The organism is Halomonas qinghailakensis (assembly GCF_025820815.1).
In the GTDB taxonomy this organism is placed as follows: domain Bacteria; phylum Pseudomonadota; class Gammaproteobacteria; order Pseudomonadales; family Halomonadaceae; genus Vreelandella; species Vreelandella qaidamensis.
Genome location: NZ_CP096973.1, coordinates 3,720,554 through 3,736,615, shown reverse-complemented (window position 1 = coordinate 3,736,615; position 16,062 = coordinate 3,720,554). Strand labels below are relative to the sequence as shown.

Here is a 16,062-nt window from a genome sequence, read left to right as displayed (position 1 = left end):
ACTTGGCATCGAGGAGCAATTTAATGTGGTCAGTCGTCAAGTCAGTTTTGTCAGCACTTTTGGGTGTGCAAAATGATCACCAGCGTCAGCAAGATTTTTCAAGTGGTAAGCCTACTGTCTTTATTTTGACGGGAATTGCGATCACTTTTCTCTTTGTTTTGATCTTGGTGGGGGTCGCAATGATCGCCTCGCGCTGAAGCGTTGAGTCAAACACGACGGTTGTTCGTGACGAATGCCACATGTTTTCTATACTGACGTTAATCAGTTAATCCTGAGCTAATAAAAGGGTTGGCGAGAACAACAATAATAAAGGAGGTTTCTATGCGCCTAACGTGGCAATGGCTGCTAACCATTATCAGTGCCTCAAGTATCTCACAGGTTTATGCCAATGGCTGGAATATGCCGGTAGGTGTCACTGATATCAGTCGAGATATTTTTGGCCTGCATATGGCCATTTTTTGGGTGTGTGTGGTGATCGGTGTGGTTGTGTTTGGGGTAATGTTTTACTCATTATTTAGATACAGACACTCAAAAGGGGCAAAAGCAGCACATTTTCATGAGCATACCTCTGTCGAGATTCTTTGGACCGCTATCCCGATTTTGATTTTGATTGGAATGGCTGTGCCCGCGACCGCGACATTGAAGAGTATGTACGACTCTTCAGAAGCGGATTTAGACGTGATGATTACCGGCCAACAGTGGCGCTGGCGCTACGAATACCTGGGTGAAGATGTTGCATTTACATCGAACATGAGTACCTCAAGGGAGCAAATTCGAGGAAGCGAAGCTAGAGATGAGCACTACCTGCTAGACGTAGATGAGCCATTGGTTCTACCGATTAACCGGAAAGTACGTTTTTTAATGACATCGGACGATGTCATTCACTCTTGGTGGGTACCAGAACTTGCCGTTAAGCAGGATACGATACCGGGATTTATCAATGAAAACTGGGTGAAAATCAACGAGCCGGGAATCTATCGTGGTCAGTGTGCTGAGCTTTGCGGCGTTAACCACGGGTTTATGCCAGTGGTTGTGCATGCGATGGAGGAAGAAGAGTTCGAAGCATGGTTGGCAGAACGTAAAGAAGCAGCAGAGCAAGAGGCAATGGGGATTGACCGAGAGTGGGAGATGGAGGATTTGATGGCGCGAGGTGAGTCTGTGTACCAATCCATCTGTTCTTCATGTCATCAAAGCGAAGGTCAGGGAGCTCCGCCGGCATTTCCAGCACTAGCCAACAACGACCAATTAATTAACGACCTAGATTGGCATATCGATCGAATTGTCAACGGCGTTTCCGGTGCTGCAATGCCAGCGTTCCGCAGTACCTTAAATCCTGTCGAAATAGCCGCTGTTGTCACTTTTACTCGTAATGCCTGGGGCAACGAGACAGGTGATGTGGTGCAGCCAGCTGCGGTGGCCGAACGTATTGCACAATAATTTAAGGTACTTACAACAATAAATCAGGCGGAGATGCTCATGGTGCCCAAACTACCTCCTCAACACCCGCTGCAACATAGCTCTACTGCAGCCGCTGGCGGTCATTCTCATCACGACCATGCGGCTCAGCCCAAAGGGATATTGCGATGGGTACTGACGACCAACCATAAAGAAATTGGTTCTCTGTACCTGATTTTTTCTCTCACCATGTTTTTTGTTGGCGGCATATTTGCCTTAGTAGTGAGAGCCGAGCTATTTCAGCCGGGTTTACAGCTTATAGAGCCAGAATTTTTCAATCAAATGACCACCATGCATGGTCTAATCATGGTGTTCGCTGCTGTAATGCCAGCGTTTACTGGGCTAGCCAACTGGATGATTCCGCTTCAGATTGGTGCGCCGGATATGGCGCTGCCCAGGCTTAATAATTTTAGTTTCTGGCTACTTCCGGTGGCGTTTACATTGCTACTTTCTACGCTTTTAATGCCGGGCGGCGGGCCAAATTTTGGCTGGACGTTTTATGCTCCTCTATCAACGACTTATGCTCCCGCCTCTACGACATTTTTTATTCTAGCTCTGCACATCGCAGGTATTAGCTCAATTCTTGGGGCTATCAATATTATTGCGACCATTTTGAACATGCGCGCACCTGGTATGCGCATGATGGATATGCCGCTGTTTGTATGGACATGGTTAATTACGGCTTTTCTACTGATTGCAGTAATGCCCGTTCTAGCAGGCGTCATCACCATGATGCTCATGGATATTAACTTTGGGACCAGTTTTTTTGACGCCGCGGGTGGCGGCGATCCTGTGCTTTTCCAACACTTATTTTGGTTCTTTGGCCATCCTGAAGTTTACATCATGATTTTGCCGGCCTTCGGTATTGTCTCAGCTATTATTCCCACTTTCGCGCGTAAGCCTTTATTTGGCTATGCGTCTATGGTGTACGCCACGGCAGCTATCGCACTGCTGTCGTTTTTAGTATGGGCGCATCATATGTTCATTGTCGGACTTCCGTTAACGGCAGAGCTATTTTTCATGTACTCGACCATGCTGATTGCCGTGCCAACAGGTGTGAAAGTGTTTAACTGGGTGACCACGCTGTTTCGTGGCTCGATCAGTTTTGAGCCGCCCATGCTGTTTGCTTTGGCTTTTGTCGTTCTGTTCACCATTGGCGGTTTCTCAGGGCTGATGTTGGCAATTGCACCTGCAGATTTCCAATACCACGATACCTACTTTGTCGTGGCGCATTTTCATTATGTATTAGTACCAGGCGCTATTTTTGCCATTATGGCTGGCGTCTACTATTGGCTACCCAAATGGACCGGTTATTACCCTAACGAGCGTCTGGCTCAATGCCATTTTTGGTGCTCTATCATTGGCGTTAACCTAACGTTTTTCCCCATGCATTTCGCAGGCTTGGCGGGTATGCCAAGGCGCATTCCTGACTATGCGTTACAGTTTGCAGACTTCAACTTGCTTTCCAGCATTGGCGCATTCTTTTTTGGCGCTTCGCAGCTGATTTTTGTAGTGGTGGTGGTGATGTGTGTGAGGGGAGGAAAAAAAGCGCCTGCAAAAGCTTGGGAAGGTGCAGAAGACCTTGAGTGGAGCGTTCCAAGTCCCGCACCGCTGCACACCTTCGAGACACCACCAATTTTTAACCGTACCCATCACCATGACCAATAAGCTGTGCCTCAGTGAATGGTCTAGGGGGATATATGGCATCAAGTAATGCGGTGCAATCAGTGGGGGTAAAACGGACGGTCATTCGCACGGTAGCGGCGCTAATAGGGATGTTTGCCTTCGCATTTGCACTTGTCCCTCTTTATGACGTGTTTTGCCGTGTAACGGGTCTTAATGGCAAAGTGGATACGACGGCTAAGGCCATTATTCATGAAGAAGTTGATCAATCTCGCTATGTCACCGTGCAGTTCATTACCCGAGGTAGCGCAGGCTTACCATGGAGAATGAGCGTCGAAAATCGCCAAATGCGCGTGCACCCTGGCCAAACAGCGGAGGTCGATTTTACCTTTACCAACAATAGTCGGGTTGAAAGTTGGGGACGGGCTGTGCCTAGTGTTTCCCCTTCAAGCGCTACGACTCATTTAAGAAAAGTCAGCTGTTTCTGTTTCCAAGAGCAGCAGCTACAAGGGGATGAGCGTTTGACGATTCCTCTAATATTCCAGCTGGCGCGGGATCTCCCAGAGGACATTAATACGATAACGCTAGTGTATACCTTGTACCCAGTTCATCACTTAGTAAAAGACATCTCAAAGAATGACAACAAGACAATAGGGGATTCAATATGAGTGGCGGCTACTATGTTCCAGCAACGAGTCGATGGCCTATTCTAGGATCGCTGGCGCTCGGGGCTATGATGGTGGGTACAGGGATCAAGTTGGTATACGACACGGGTACTCCGCTAATGCTAATCGGTATGGCTAGCGTGATTATTGTCATGGGTCTTTGGTTCAGAGAGGTTATTCGCGAATCAATGAGTGGCTTGTACGATGCCCAGATGGATCGCTCATTCCGGTGGGGAATGGGCTGGTTTATTTTTTCTGAAGTTATGTTTTTTGCGGCTTTCTTTGGTGCGCTATTTTACGTGAGAACGTTTGCCATTCCTTGGTTAGGAGGGGAAGGGGCCAAGGGGGTGTCTGCGCTGCTTTGGCCAGAATTTGTTGCACAATGGCCGTTGTTTAACCCGCCAGACAGCTCCGTAATTGGGCCTGAGCGGGTATTTAGTCCTTGGCAATTGCCGTTGGTCAATACACTGATATTAGTTACCTCTAGTATTACATTGACGGTTGCTCATGAGGCGTTGAAATCAGGCGAGCGTAAGACATGCAGGCATTGGCTGGCGGGTACAGTATTACTGGGCTGCTGCTTTATTGTCATACAGGGGGTCGAATACTACGAAGCCTATCATCACTACGGTATCACGCTGGAAGCAGGAATTTTTGGAGCCACCTTCTTTATTCTGACCGGTTTTCATGGAGTCCACGTTATTGTCGGCACGATTATCCTGGCGTGCATGTTAGTACGGATATGGAAAGGGCACTTTGCTAACGACCATCACTTTGGTTTTGAAGCATCTTGTTGGTATTGGCATTTTGTCGATGTTGTCTGGGTTGGGTTATTTATTTTTGTATACGTTTTTTAAACAATCAGCCTAATTCTCCAGACCAGAAGCCAATCACTAACAAAGCCATGAGTAAGCATGTTAGTCCAATGCGCCATTTAAGGGATGCTAGTAGCCGTCGAGAGTTGCTGTCATCCTTCAAGAGGAAGCCCGCGCCGGCCGCTAAACTAGCGACTATTCCAATAAAAACTAGGCCAATGAGCAGCTTTAACCACATGACGAAAACCTCTTCTGGGCCGCAACGTTTATACGTCTGGTGTGTATTTTGGGGCGTATTAGTTTCGCTGGGTATCTTACTAGGACTATGGCAGTGGGAGCGTGCCGCTGACAAGCGTGTTTTGTTAGCTGCTCGAGAAGCAGCACCTTTTGTTAAATCGCCTACTGTTATGCCAGAAGAAGGGTCTGAGCTGCATTTACAAGGAGAATACCTTGCTGATCACACTCTCTATTTAGATAACCGCATTGTAGATGGACGTCTAGGCGTTGCTGTGCTGACGCCTTTCCGAGACAGTTTTGATCAATTGTGGCTTGTTCAGCGGGGGTTTATTGAAACAGGGCCAAGTAGAGCAGAGCCTGAAGCAAATACTCCTGAGGGCAGCGTGACAGTCTCAGGAGAGTGGCAGGTTGCTCGCCCAGGTGGGCCGTTGTATGGCGAAAACAGGGAAGGGAAAAGACTGCAGCAGATCAGCTTAACCCCTTGGGAGTCAACATTGCCTGAATTTACTTACTCCGGATGGTTACATGCTGAGCAAGGCGATGGAGTGTTTTCGCCTTGGTGGGAAGCTAACGTAATGCCTCCTAGTCGTCATCTTGGGTATGCATTTCAATGGTGGGGGCTAGCGCTTGCTGCGGCAGTAATCATGGTATTAGGAGGTTATCGCTTGCACAAAGACAGTCTTACTGGTTACTGAGGGGAAAGCATGGAACAACGCCAGCCAGTTCGTTACCCGCGAGTTAAGCTGTTGCTTATTTTTGCAGCATTCGCTGCGCCTATTGTGACTGCGTGGGCGATGTTGACATGGCAAATAGGCATACCTAGTAATGATACTGCCCATGGGCAAGTACACGTCGGAGCACCATTGCTGGATGATTGGCCTTTAAGCGATAAACCTCAAAAAAACGATGTGTGGATATTAGTATTTGACTGCACTTCGCTCTGTGATGAGCGAATGGATGAATTGTGGCGTTTGCATCGTGCGTTGGGTCGAGAGGCCTCACGCTTAGAGCGTCTTAGAATAGGTGGGAGTGCACAAGCGCTACCTGGGGAGGTCGTTAATCGATGGCTAGTGGAGCCTGAATGGCGCGAAGAAAATGGTGTATGGCTAATGGATCCATTCGGCAGACCCGCGCTGTCATTTAACAATGCAGTACCTGCAGCTGATATTCTCGATGATATACGGCATTTGTTTAAGGTTAATCCGCTGTAATTAATACCCTATTGCTATTCTGGATGCTCGACCTAATAGGTCGTAAGGAAACAACGTGCCACATTCTACTGAGCGGCGTTTACAATGGCTGAAATACATCACCTTGGCCGGTACGGCACTGACAGCGCTAGTGATTCTAGTCGGCGCATGGACGCGCTTAGTTGACGCTGGTTTAGGTTGCCCAGACTGGCCAGGGTGTTATGGACGGTTGCTAGTCCCTGATAATGAACATGCTGCGCTACGCCATCCTGATGTGCCTCTTGAGCCTTTTAAGGCGTGGGTAGAGATGGCTCATCGCTATGTGGCGAGTTTTTTAGGGCTTATCGTGCTAAGCGTCGTGGCGATAGGCTGGTCACTACGCAAGAGTTCAGGATACCCATGGAAAGTTAGTCTTGCTCTACTAGTGGTTATATTGCTTCAAGGAGCATTTGGGGCTTTTACCGTTACTTTAAAGCTTTGGCCGCAGGTGGTTACTCTGCATTTGTTGGGCGGGCTAAGTGTGCTAACGCTATTTTTTTGGGTGCATATGCGAATTCGCCTTAGCTTAACGAGGCATTTGACTACCCCTAGCAATGCTATTTCATCTCCCAAAAGCTATGTCTCCCCAACTAGCAGCATGAATTTACTTTGGGTGATAGGGGTATCGGCATTGATTTTGCAGCTTGCCTTAGGTGGCTGGGTAACCAGCAACTATTCAGGCATTGCTTGTCAAGGGTTCCCGACCTGCAATACGCAGTGGTGGCCAGAAATGGATATAAGTGAAGGCTTTCACCTGACACAAACTGTTGGACCTAATTATTTACATGGGCAGTTACATGCCGACGCACGTACTGCAATACACATGATGCATCGCCTTGGAGCACTTCTTCTTGGGATAGCGCTATTGGTATTATGGTGGCGCTATCGAACGACTGTCTCTGTTGGTCGAGCGCTTACGCTGGTGGTTATGGCTTACGTTATACAAGTCATACTTGGCGTTGCCAACGTTTTGTTGTGGCTGCCGTTATGGCTGGCGCTGTTACATACCGCTGGTGCGGTTGCATTGACAATAAGCATGGGGTGGGCGGTTTGGTGCTGGCGTTATCAAGATAATACCGACTGAACCACGGGACGGCTTGTAAGAGCTGTAAGCCCCCATATTATGGGCAGCGCGCATTTTTATATACCCATAAATTGCTGGCTAATGATAAATAGGCCGAGTTGCCGTTAACTAATATTTTTTATTTTTATCATGCGGCATAAAATTTGCTTGCATCAATGAAAAAATAATTTTTATTAAGTGTGCTTCATGGTTGTTAATCTAACGAATGTGTTTCAAGATTTGAAATTAGTCTACTTGGTTCAATAGGGTGTATAGTTATTGTCAAATTCTTTTAAGACTTTGCGAGGACCGTTATGAGTACCACGCTAGCGTTAATATTGCTTGCGGCTGCAGTAGCGATGATTGTGGCTCTTGGTATTTATGCCTTTAAACTTCGTCAAGAAGTAAAGCGTCGAGAAGCCTTCAGAATCGATGAAGACCGACGAGCCCACCAAAATAGCTTGGAAAATCTCGATTACGTCGTCAGTGCGCTTGTTCAAGAGCAAGTCGACATTACGGAAGGTTCTTGGCGCTGCAAGGTGCTGCTGGAGATTGTCGATCCAAGCCTAGCGGAGCGGCCGGAATTTCAAGCATTTGCAGAAGTATATAACCGTACACGTCATCTAAAAACACACTCTGCACGAAATCAGCTAACACCACGAGAACGGATGCAAGAAGACAAAGAGCGGCTTGCTGTTGAGGATGAAATGCGTTCTGCAGTTCTGGCAGCAGCGCAGCAGGTAATCAACTGGAGATCTAAAGGGGGAGCAGGGCTTCATTAACGTTGTTTAACGAGCGTTATGATTAGTAAATGCGTTACCCTACGTTTTTTGACGCTTATTGCGTCAGCTTTGCTATGCTGAAATTGTCGGTATTGGCAAGAAGTTGATATCTCGGCATTGTTGCCTTCTCGTGATTAAAGGTTAATCATAGGCAAACGCCCAGCCTTACGGTGACCGTAGAATATCGCCATAGCGCTGGGCAGCGAAAAATGGATGCTCTCGCAATAAGAAGCATTGGATAGATTTGGTCTCATGACCATGTCAGCATTGGATCAAGAAGGAGTCTTGCATGAAAAAATCAACGACTGGCTTGCTAATCGGTTCCGCACTGGTAGTTGGCTTATCAGGCTGCGCCAGCTCAGCATCACAATCATCTGGCCAAACCAGCGCAAATAGTGACCGCGATTGGTATCAACATCCTTTCGTTTGTGGCTTAGCTGGCAGTGTCATCGGCGGCAGTATTGCCTACGCTACTAGTGGCAACTCTGATGAAGATGAAAATACCGCTATTGGTGCAACAGCTGGTGCAGCAATTGGGGGCTTGCTATGTGCAGACCGCACGCCTGAGCCAGTGGCTCCGCAGTGTCCGAGCTATGGTGAAGTGCCTGCAGGCGTTGCAGTTGATGCTGAAGGCTGCCCGCTGGACTCCGATGGTGATGGTGTTCCTGATTACCGTGACCAGTGCCCAGGAACGCCTGCTGGCGTATCTGTTGATGCCAATGGTTGCCCGCTGGACTCTGATAATGATGGCGTGCCGGATTATCGTGATCAGTGCCCTAACACCCCTGCAGGTGTTGAAGTTAACTCACTTGGCTGCCCAGAGAGTCTAGTGCTTCGTGATGTTAATTTTGAATTTGACTCTGCTCAGCTAACGCCGAACGCGCAGAACGTGCTCAACGGTGTTGCCGAGCGTTTGGTTAACAACCCGAACGTACGCGTAAGCATCGAAGGCCACACTGATTCGCGTGGTTCTGATCAGTACAACAAGAACCTTTCACAGCGTCGTGCAGAGTCGGTTGCTGCTTACCTGGCTCAGCGTGGCGTAAGTGCAAACCGTATGCGCGCCATTGGTTATGGCGAAGAGCGTCCGGTTGCTTCTAATGACACAGAAGAAGGTCGCTTCCAGAACCGCCGTGTTGAATTGGATGAGTGGAACTAAGCTACTCATTGATTCACCTTTATTAAGGGGCTAAATACGGCTGTTGATACTTGCCCTTTAAGTACGAAACGGGAGGCTTTTTGCCTCCCGTTTTATTTTACGGCTTGCTAAATTCTGGTAGGCTGAACGACTTTAAAAAACTCAACACTTTCCACCATTGATAGCGAAATGTGATCCTTGGTATGGATCACCACTGCGCTCAAGGAATACCTTAATGCCCATAGTAACATTGCCTGATGGCAGCCAAAGAACGTTCGAAACACCACTTTCTATCATGCAGCTCGCAGAATCGATTGGCCCTGGTTTGGCCAAGGCCTGTGTGGCTGGCAAGATTGATGGTGTGTTGGTCGATGCTGCTGATTTAATCGAGCATGATGCTGAAATAGCGATAATTACCGCCCGTGATCCAGAGGGCCTGGAGATTATTCGTCACTCTTGCGCTCACCTGATTGGGCATGCGGTTAAACAGCTATATCCTGATGCTAAAATGGCCATTGGGCCGGTGATTGATGATGGTTTTTATTACGATATTGACTTTGGTAAGTCTGTAACGCCTGAAGACTTAGATGCCATTGAAAAACGTATGCAATCGCTCATTGAGCGTGACTACGATGTGATACGCGAGTACGTTGATCGCGACAAAGCGATGAGTACATTTGTTGAGCGTGGCGAGACATTCAAGCAAGAAATTGTTCGCGATATACCCAAAGATGCAACAATTCGTTTGTATCACCATGAAGAATATACGGATATGTGTCGTGGGCCGCACGTGCCAAATACGCGACACCTTAAAGCTTTTAAGCTGACAAAGTTGGCGGGTGCCTATTGGCGTGGTGATGCTTCTAACCCAATGCTGACACGTATTTATGGCACCGCATGGGGCGATAAGAAGCAGCTCAAGGCTTATTTAAAACGCCTAGAAGAAGCTGAAAAACGAGATCACCGTAAACTGGCGCGAAAAATGGATCTTTTCCATTTGCAAGAAGAAGCGCCTGGAATGGTGTTTTGGCACCCCAATGGCTGGACGATGTACCAGGCCTTGGAAGATTACATGCGTAAAATTCAGCGTGCGCATGGCTATCAAGAGATTAAAACGCCGCAGGTGGTAGATCTTTCATTGTGGAAGAAATCTGGTCATTGGGGGCATTATAGTGAACTCATGTTTACCACTGAGTCGGAAAAGCGTGAATATGCCGTTAAACCGATGAATTGCCCCTGTCATGTGCAGGTATTTAATCAGGGGTTGAAAAGCTACCGCGATTTGCCGTTGCGCCTAGCAGAGTTTGGTAGCTGCCACCGAAATGAACCATCGGGTTCCTTACATGGTCTGATGCGTGTTCGTGGTTTTACTCAAGATGATGCGCATATCTTTTGTACTGAAAGCCAAATTCAGGCAGAAGCAGAAGCATTTATTGTGCTTACCTTGCAGGTTTATAAAACGCTCGGCTTTGAAGACGTTGAGCTTAAACTCTCAACACGGCCTGAAGATTTTCTTGGCGAAGCAGAGATGTGGGATCGAGCAGAGCATGGGCTTGAGGCTGCACTTAATGCAACGGGGCTTGATTGGGAACTTCAGCCAGGAGAAGGGGCTTTTTATGGGCCGAAAATTGAATTTGCCCTGCGTGATTGCCTGAATCGTGTTTGGCAATGTGGTACTCTACAGTTAGATTTTAATTTGCCAGGGCGGTTAGGCGCGCAATATGTAGATGAAGATGGGACGCGTAAGACCCCTGTTATGCTTCATCGTGCTATCTTAGGGTCCTTTGAGCGGTTTTTGGGAATCCTAATTGAGCACTATGCTGGCGCTATGCCATTGTGGTTGGCGCCTCAGCAAGTCGTTTTGATGACCATTACTGATGCGCAGCGTGATTATGCGCTTGAGTTGGAGCAACGGCTGCAAAAAAATGGTTTACGTGTCAAAGCGGACTTGAGGAACGAGAAGATCGGCTTTAAAATCCGTGAACACACATTACAGAAAGTTCCCTATCTCCTTGTGGTGGGAGATAAGGAAGTCGAAGCTGACTCAGTGGCCGTGCGAACTCGCAGCGGCGAAAACCTCGGCACAATGACAGTCGATGAATTCATTGACCGTTGCAGTGCGGAGCGAGCAGCCCTGGCGACATCGTCAATTGCCTAAGGAGACGGAGCAATCAAGCGAAGCAATCAGCGCGGGCGTCCACAAGACAAACGCCCACCAATGAACGAGAGAATTATCGAAGAAGAAGTACGTTTAATCGATGCTGAAGGTGAGCAGTTGGGTGTTGTGCCCACCACCGAAGCACTTGAGCGTGCCGAAGCTGCCGGTTTAGACCTCGTACAAATTTCGAATGCCGATCCGATCGTGTGTAAGATCATGGATTATGGCAAATTTGTTTTTGAGACGAAGAAACAAAAAGCGGCTCAAAAGAAAAAGCAAAAGCAAATCCAGGTTAAGGAAGTTAAGTTCCGTCCTGGCACCGATGAAGGCGATTATCAGGTCAAGCTTAAAAACCTGACACGCTTTCTAGAAGGTGGTGATAAGGGCAAAGTCACATTGCGCTTCCGTGGTCGTGAAATGGCGCATCAAGACATTGGCCGTAAGCTAATGGAAAGGATCGCGGCAGACCTGGAAGAGATCGGAGCGGTTGAGTCTTTCCCCAAAATGGAAGGACGCCAGATGATCATGATTATTGCCCCGAAAAAGAAGTGATCCAACGGCGAAGTTAACGGATCAGCGTGAAAGCGCTGATCGGCCCTGGGTTTTCTAAAAAATATCGAGCGGAGTTTTCTCATGCCGAAAATCAAAAGCAACAGCGGCGCTGCCAAGCGCTTCAAAAAGACCGCGAATGGCTTCAAGCACAAGCAGTCTTTCCGTAGCCACATCTTGACCAAGAAGTCGACCAAGCGTAAGCGTCAGCTGCGTGGCATGAAACAGATTCATGCTTCTGATAAAGCGCTGATCCAGCGCATGCTGCCGAATCTGTAAGGTCGAATTTTCTTATCTGAGAGCATTCAGCCTCAGTCATAAAGTCAGGAGTGTGTTATGACCCGTGTTAAGCGTGGCGTAGTTGCCCGTCGTCGCCATAAAAAAGTATTGAAGCAGGCCAAAGGTTACTACGGTGCCCGTTCGCGTGTTTTCCGCGTAGCCAAACAGGCTGTTATCAAAGCCGGTCAGTATGCTTACCGTGACCGTCGCAACCGCAAGCGTCAATTCCGCGCTTTGTGGATTCAGCGTATTAACGCTGGCGCGCGTATCAATGGCATGTCTTACAGCCGCTTTGTTGGCGGTCTGAAGAAAGCCGGTATTGAAATTGACCGTAAAGTATTGGCCGACCTGGCAGTACACGAAAAAGCTGCGTTTGCAGCTATCGTGGAAAAAGCCAAGGCTGCCCAATAAAGCATATAACGCTGAGCTAAATCAGTGTGATGTGTCTGAGGTCATTTTAGTGTGACCCATGCAGGGGAAGAGCAGCCGCTCTTCCCCTGTTTTTTTGTCACCTTCAACATGCCAGCCATCTTTAGAGATGGAAACCGCTTAATTCGGAGTGAATCGGATGGACCATCTTCCTACTCTGGTCACAGAGGCCCGCGATGCGATTCAGGCAGCGCAAAGTGTCTCTGCCCTAGATGAGTTGCGCGTACGTTACTTAGGTAAAAAAGGCGAAGTGACGGCCTTGTTGAAAGGCTTAGGAAAGCTATCAGCAGAAGAGCGTCCTGCCGCCGGTGAGCAAATTAATCAGGCAAAACAGACCCTGGCTACTGAAATTGATACAAAGCGTCAACAGCTTGAAAGCCAAGCACTCAACGCTCGCTTGGCGGCAGAGAGAATTGATGTAACATTACCCGGTCGTGGTCAAGAGAGTGGTGGTTTGCACCCTGTTACCCGCACGCTTGAGCGCATTGAGAACTTATTTACCAGGATTGGCTACGATGTGGCGGTAGGGCCAGAAATTGAAGATGATTATCACAATTTTGAGGCGCTAAATATACCTGCCCATCACCCGGCGCGCGGTATGGCCGATACCTTCTATTTCGATGCTACCCGCCTGTTGCGTACCCATACGTCGCCAGTTCAAGTGCGTACGATGAAGAGTAGCGAGCCGCCAATTCGCATTGTCTGCCCCGGTCGCGTCTACCGTAGCGATTCAGATCTCACCCATACGCCAATGTTCCATCAAGTGGAGGGTCTGTTGGTTGACGAAGGTGTGAGTTTTGCAGATCTTAAAGGCACGATTGAAGATTTCCTCCAAGCTTTTTTTGAACGCAATGATCTTTCAGTGCGCTTCCGTCCCTCTTACTTTCCATTCACTGAACCTTCTGCAGAGGTCGATATTCAGTGCGTGATGTGTAGCGGTGATGGCTGTCGTGTTTGCTCGCATAGCGGCTGGTTGGAAGTGATGGGCTGTGGCATGGTGCATCCCGAGGTATTTCGGCACTCAGGTATTGATGCTGAGCGCTACACAGGGTTTGCATTTGGAATGGGTGCCGAGCGGCTTGCAATGTTGCGCTACGGTGTTAACGACCTGCGTTTGTTCTTTGAGAACGATCTGCGTTTTCTTCGCCAATTTACCTAAGACCGCTGCCAACGACGGGAACCCTTATGAAATTTTCAGAACAGTGGCTGCGTGATTGGGTGGCACCGCAGCTTGATACACAGGCAATCGCCGATCAGATCACCATGGCAGGCCTTGAGGTTGATGGCATTGAGGCCGTTGCATCCCCATTTAGCGGGGTAGTGGTCGCAGAGGTATTGACCAAGGCGAAGCACCCAGACGCGGATAAACTCAACGTCTGTACCGTTAATGATGGTACGGGTGAACCTGTGCAGGTGGTGTGCGGCGCTCCCAACGTTGATGTGGGCCAAAAAATTCCATTTGCTCAAGTGGGTGGTGTGTTACCTGGCGACTTCAAGATCAAGAAAGCCAAATTGCGTGGCGTAGAGTCTCGCGGAATGATTTGCTCCGCCTCTGAGTTAGGTTTGGCGGAGGAGGTGTCACCAGGTATTTTTGTGCTACCTGCCTCCGCGCCGGTAGGCGTAAATTTTCGTGAGTACATGCAACTCGATGATATGACTATTGAAGTTGATCTCACGCCGAACCGTGGTGATTGCCTCAGTATTAAGGGGCTAGCCCGAGAAGTGGGTGTGCTCAATCGTCTTCCGGTAAGTGGGCCTGAAATGGCCACTGTTGATGCTAGTATCAGTGATACTTTTTCAGTGCGTATTGAGGCGCCAGAACAGTGCCCGCGCTACTTGGGGCGTATTATTAAAGACGTTGATGTTAGTGCCGAAACCCCGTTGTGGATGGTAGAACGTTTACGTCGCAGTGGTGTTCGATCTATTGATCCTGTGGTTGATGTCACTAACTATGTGATGCTGGAGCTTGGTCAGCCGCTGCATGCATTCGACCGCGATAACCTTCATGGCGGTATCACCGTTCGGTTGGCGGGCAAGGATGAGCGTTTGACTTTGCTGGATGGGCAAGAAGTAGCGCTGAGGTCGGAGACGCTGGTTATTGCAGACGATAATGGCCCGCTAGCAATGGCTGGTGTCATGGGGGGTGAGAACTCAGGTGTAAACGAGAAAACAGACACGATTTTCTTGGAGTCTGCCTATTTCACGCCGTTGGCTATCGCAGGGCAAGCGCGTTCATATGGTCTTCATACGGATGCATCTCACCGGTTTGAGCGTGGCGTTGACCCGGCACTTGCCAGAGTGGCAATTGAGCGAGCCACCAAGCTTTTGATGGAGATATGTGGCGGCCAGGCAGGGCCCGTTGTTGAGTCATCTAGTAGTGAATACTTGCCAGCGCCACGCAACATCGTACTGCGCGAAGCACGTCTAGAAAGTGCGCTTTCAAAGCGGCTGCCAGCTGAAGATGTAACTGACATTCTTCAGCGTTTAGGGCTAGCGGTTGATAAACAGGGAGATGGCTGGTCCGTTACAGCACCAAGTTGGCGCTTTGATTTGGCAATTGAAGAAGATCTCATTGAAGAGATTGCCCGGATTCATGGCTATAATAATCTGCCTGTCCGGCGCCCCGCAGCGCGTTTAGCGCTACGTCCCGCTAACGAAGCAATGCTGACACAGGCTCAATTGCGTAATCAGATGGTGGCGCGTGGTTTTCAGGAGGCGATAACCTATAGTTTCGTTGCGCCTGACCTACAGACGGCGCTGCTGCCAGACGCGGTATCGCCAGTGTTGGCAAACCCGATTTCGTCAGATTTGTCAGTGATGCGCGCTAGCCTGTTCCCGGGCTTGGTGCGTGCGCTTGAACATAATCTTAACCGCCAGCAGACCCGTGTCAGATTGTTTGAAACCGGTTTAGTATTTAATGGTCATTTAGACAACCTGTCGCAGGTGCCCATGATGGGAGCCCTGGTGTGTGGGAGTCGTGAGCCAGAAGGCTGGAGCGGGGCTAAGGCTCAGGTCGACTTTTATGACCTAAAAGGGGATTTAGAAAGTCTATTAGCGCTTGGTGGCGCGTTTGATGCTTGGCGCTTTGAGCCAGATGAGCACCCTTCGCTACATCCTGGGCAAACGGCTAAGCTGTTGCACAATGGTAAGCCTGCTGGTTGGATTGGTGCGTTACATCCTCAGGTGCGAGCTAAGTTGGGACTGAAGGTTGATGCTGTTATGTTCGAAGTTCGCCTAGATGCACTCAGTGAGGGCGCCATTCCAGCGTTTGAGCCACTGTCTCGCTATCCAGAGGTTCGTCGCGACTTGGCTTTCACCGTCAAGGCAGAAACACCAGTTCAGGCACTGCTTGATTGTGCAAAAGCACAAGCGGGCGATTACTTAAAAGACATTAGACTGTTTGATGTCTATGCTGGTAAGGGCGTGGCCGATGGTGACAAGAGTATTGCGTTGGGCTTGACGTGGCAGCATGCATCGCGCACGCTAAATGATGATGAAATCAACCTGTTGGTAGATTCCATCATAGCGCAAGTACGATCTGAACTAGGCGCCGAGCTACGAGCATAGCCGTTGTAGCCAGGACGGTAGGTGATGTTTGGGATCAGTTCTTGCGAATAACTAAATAGCGCCATAACGCGAC

Annotated in this window: 17 protein-coding genes; 16 read left to right on the top strand and 1 reads right to left on the bottom strand. The window is 48.9% G+C overall.

Annotation, left to right across the window (positions count from 1 at the left end; all coding sequences use genetic code 11):
* Window positions 1–23: 23 nt before the first annotated feature.
* The 5 genes from M0220_RS17060 to M0220_RS17040 all read left to right on the top strand — a co-directional run bounded on the left by M0220_RS17060 (window position 24) and on the right by M0220_RS17040 (window position 4,600).
* Entirely contained in the window at window positions 24–197 is a 174-nt protein-coding gene (locus M0220_RS17060; RefSeq protein WP_084180459.1) for a DUF2970 domain-containing protein, read from the top strand.
* A gap of 124 nt (window positions 198–321) precedes the next feature.
* Window positions 322–1,437, top strand: coding sequence for a cytochrome c oxidase subunit II (coxB, locus tag M0220_RS17055; protein ID WP_030073193.1), 1,116 nt, complete (start codon window positions 322–324; stop codon window positions 1,435–1,437).
* A 39-nt stretch (window positions 1,438–1,476) separates the two neighbouring features.
* Window positions 1,477–3,123 carry a cytochrome c oxidase subunit I gene (gene ctaD / locus M0220_RS17050; protein ID WP_030073192.1) on the top strand — a complete coding sequence of 549 codons (1,647 nt, stop codon included), beginning with the start codon at window positions 1,477–1,479 and terminating at the stop codon, window positions 3,121–3,123.
* A 32-nt stretch (window positions 3,124–3,155) separates the two neighbouring features.
* Window positions 3,156–3,746, top strand: coding sequence for a cytochrome c oxidase assembly protein (locus tag M0220_RS17045; RefSeq protein WP_264018309.1), 591 nt, complete (start codon window positions 3,156–3,158; stop codon window positions 3,744–3,746).
* Complete coding sequence (locus M0220_RS17040) at window positions 3,743–4,600, top strand: cytochrome c oxidase subunit 3 (protein ID WP_264018308.1); 858 nt, start codon at window positions 3,743–3,745, stop codon at window positions 4,598–4,600. The genes M0220_RS17045 and M0220_RS17040 overlap by 4 nt, the downstream gene beginning before the upstream one ends.
* Window positions 4,601–4,604: 4 nt before the next feature.
* Here M0220_RS17040 and M0220_RS17035 read toward each other — a convergent pair whose 3' ends face one another.
* Window positions 4,605–4,796: a DUF2909 domain-containing protein gene (locus tag M0220_RS17035; protein WP_030073188.1), complete on the bottom strand. Its 192-nt coding sequence runs from the start codon at window positions 4,794–4,796 to the stop codon at window positions 4,605–4,607.
* Here M0220_RS17035 and M0220_RS17030 point away from each other — a divergent pair.
* The 11 genes from M0220_RS17030 (at window position 4,795) to pheT (ending at window position 15,989) form a co-directional block, all read left to right on the top strand.
* Complete coding sequence (locus tag M0220_RS17030; protein WP_264018307.1) at window positions 4,795–5,490, top strand: SURF1 family protein; 696 nt, start codon at window positions 4,795–4,797, stop codon at window positions 5,488–5,490. The two genes, M0220_RS17035 and M0220_RS17030, sit on opposite strands and share 2 nt — an antisense overlap.
* Window positions 5,491–5,499: 9 nt before the next feature.
* A complete protein-coding gene (locus M0220_RS17025) occupies window positions 5,500–6,006 on the top strand; it encodes a hypothetical protein (RefSeq protein ID WP_264018306.1) in 507 nt (168 codons plus the stop codon).
* A gap of 55 nt (window positions 6,007–6,061) precedes the next feature.
* Window positions 6,062–7,108, top strand: coding sequence for a COX15/CtaA family protein (locus M0220_RS17020; RefSeq protein ID WP_264018305.1), 1,047 nt, complete (start codon window positions 6,062–6,064; stop codon window positions 7,106–7,108).
* A 293-nt stretch (window positions 7,109–7,401) separates the two neighbouring features.
* Window positions 7,402–7,869, top strand: coding sequence for a DUF2489 domain-containing protein (locus tag M0220_RS17015; protein ID WP_264018304.1), 468 nt, complete (start codon window positions 7,402–7,404; stop codon window positions 7,867–7,869).
* A gap of 289 nt (window positions 7,870–8,158) precedes the next feature.
* On the top strand, window positions 8,159–9,028 hold the full coding sequence (locus M0220_RS17010) for an OmpA family protein (RefSeq protein WP_030073177.1): 870 nt from the start codon (window positions 8,159–8,161) through the stop codon (window positions 9,026–9,028).
* A gap of 214 nt (window positions 9,029–9,242) precedes the next feature.
* Window positions 9,243–11,165, top strand: coding sequence for a threonine--tRNA ligase (gene thrS, locus M0220_RS17005; RefSeq protein ID WP_030073176.1), 1,923 nt, complete (start codon window positions 9,243–9,245; stop codon window positions 11,163–11,165).
* A gap of 60 nt (window positions 11,166–11,225) precedes the next feature.
* The gene (infC, locus tag M0220_RS17000; protein WP_030073174.1) at window positions 11,226–11,717 is read left to right on the top strand and encodes a translation initiation factor IF-3; all 492 of its coding nucleotides are present in this window, start codon (window positions 11,226–11,228) and stop codon (window positions 11,715–11,717) included.
* Between the two features lie 81 nt (window positions 11,718–11,798).
* Window positions 11,799–11,993, top strand: a complete 195-nt coding sequence (gene rpmI / locus M0220_RS16995) for a 50S ribosomal protein L35 (protein WP_009724291.1) — start codon at window positions 11,799–11,801, stop codon at window positions 11,991–11,993.
* A gap of 57 nt (window positions 11,994–12,050) precedes the next feature.
* The gene (rplT, locus tag M0220_RS16990) at window positions 12,051–12,404 is read left to right on the top strand and encodes a 50S ribosomal protein L20 (protein WP_009097607.1); all 354 of its coding nucleotides are present in this window, start codon (window positions 12,051–12,053) and stop codon (window positions 12,402–12,404) included.
* A gap of 157 nt (window positions 12,405–12,561) precedes the next feature.
* On the top strand, window positions 12,562–13,581 hold the full coding sequence (gene pheS, locus M0220_RS16985) for a phenylalanine--tRNA ligase subunit alpha (protein ID WP_264018303.1): 1,020 nt from the start codon (window positions 12,562–12,564) through the stop codon (window positions 13,579–13,581).
* 26 nt (window positions 13,582–13,607) lie between these two features.
* On the top strand, window positions 13,608–15,989 hold the full coding sequence (gene pheT, locus M0220_RS16980) for a phenylalanine--tRNA ligase subunit beta (RefSeq protein ID WP_264018301.1): 2,382 nt from the start codon (window positions 13,608–13,610) through the stop codon (window positions 15,987–15,989).
* Window positions 15,990–16,062 lie beyond the last annotated feature (73 nt).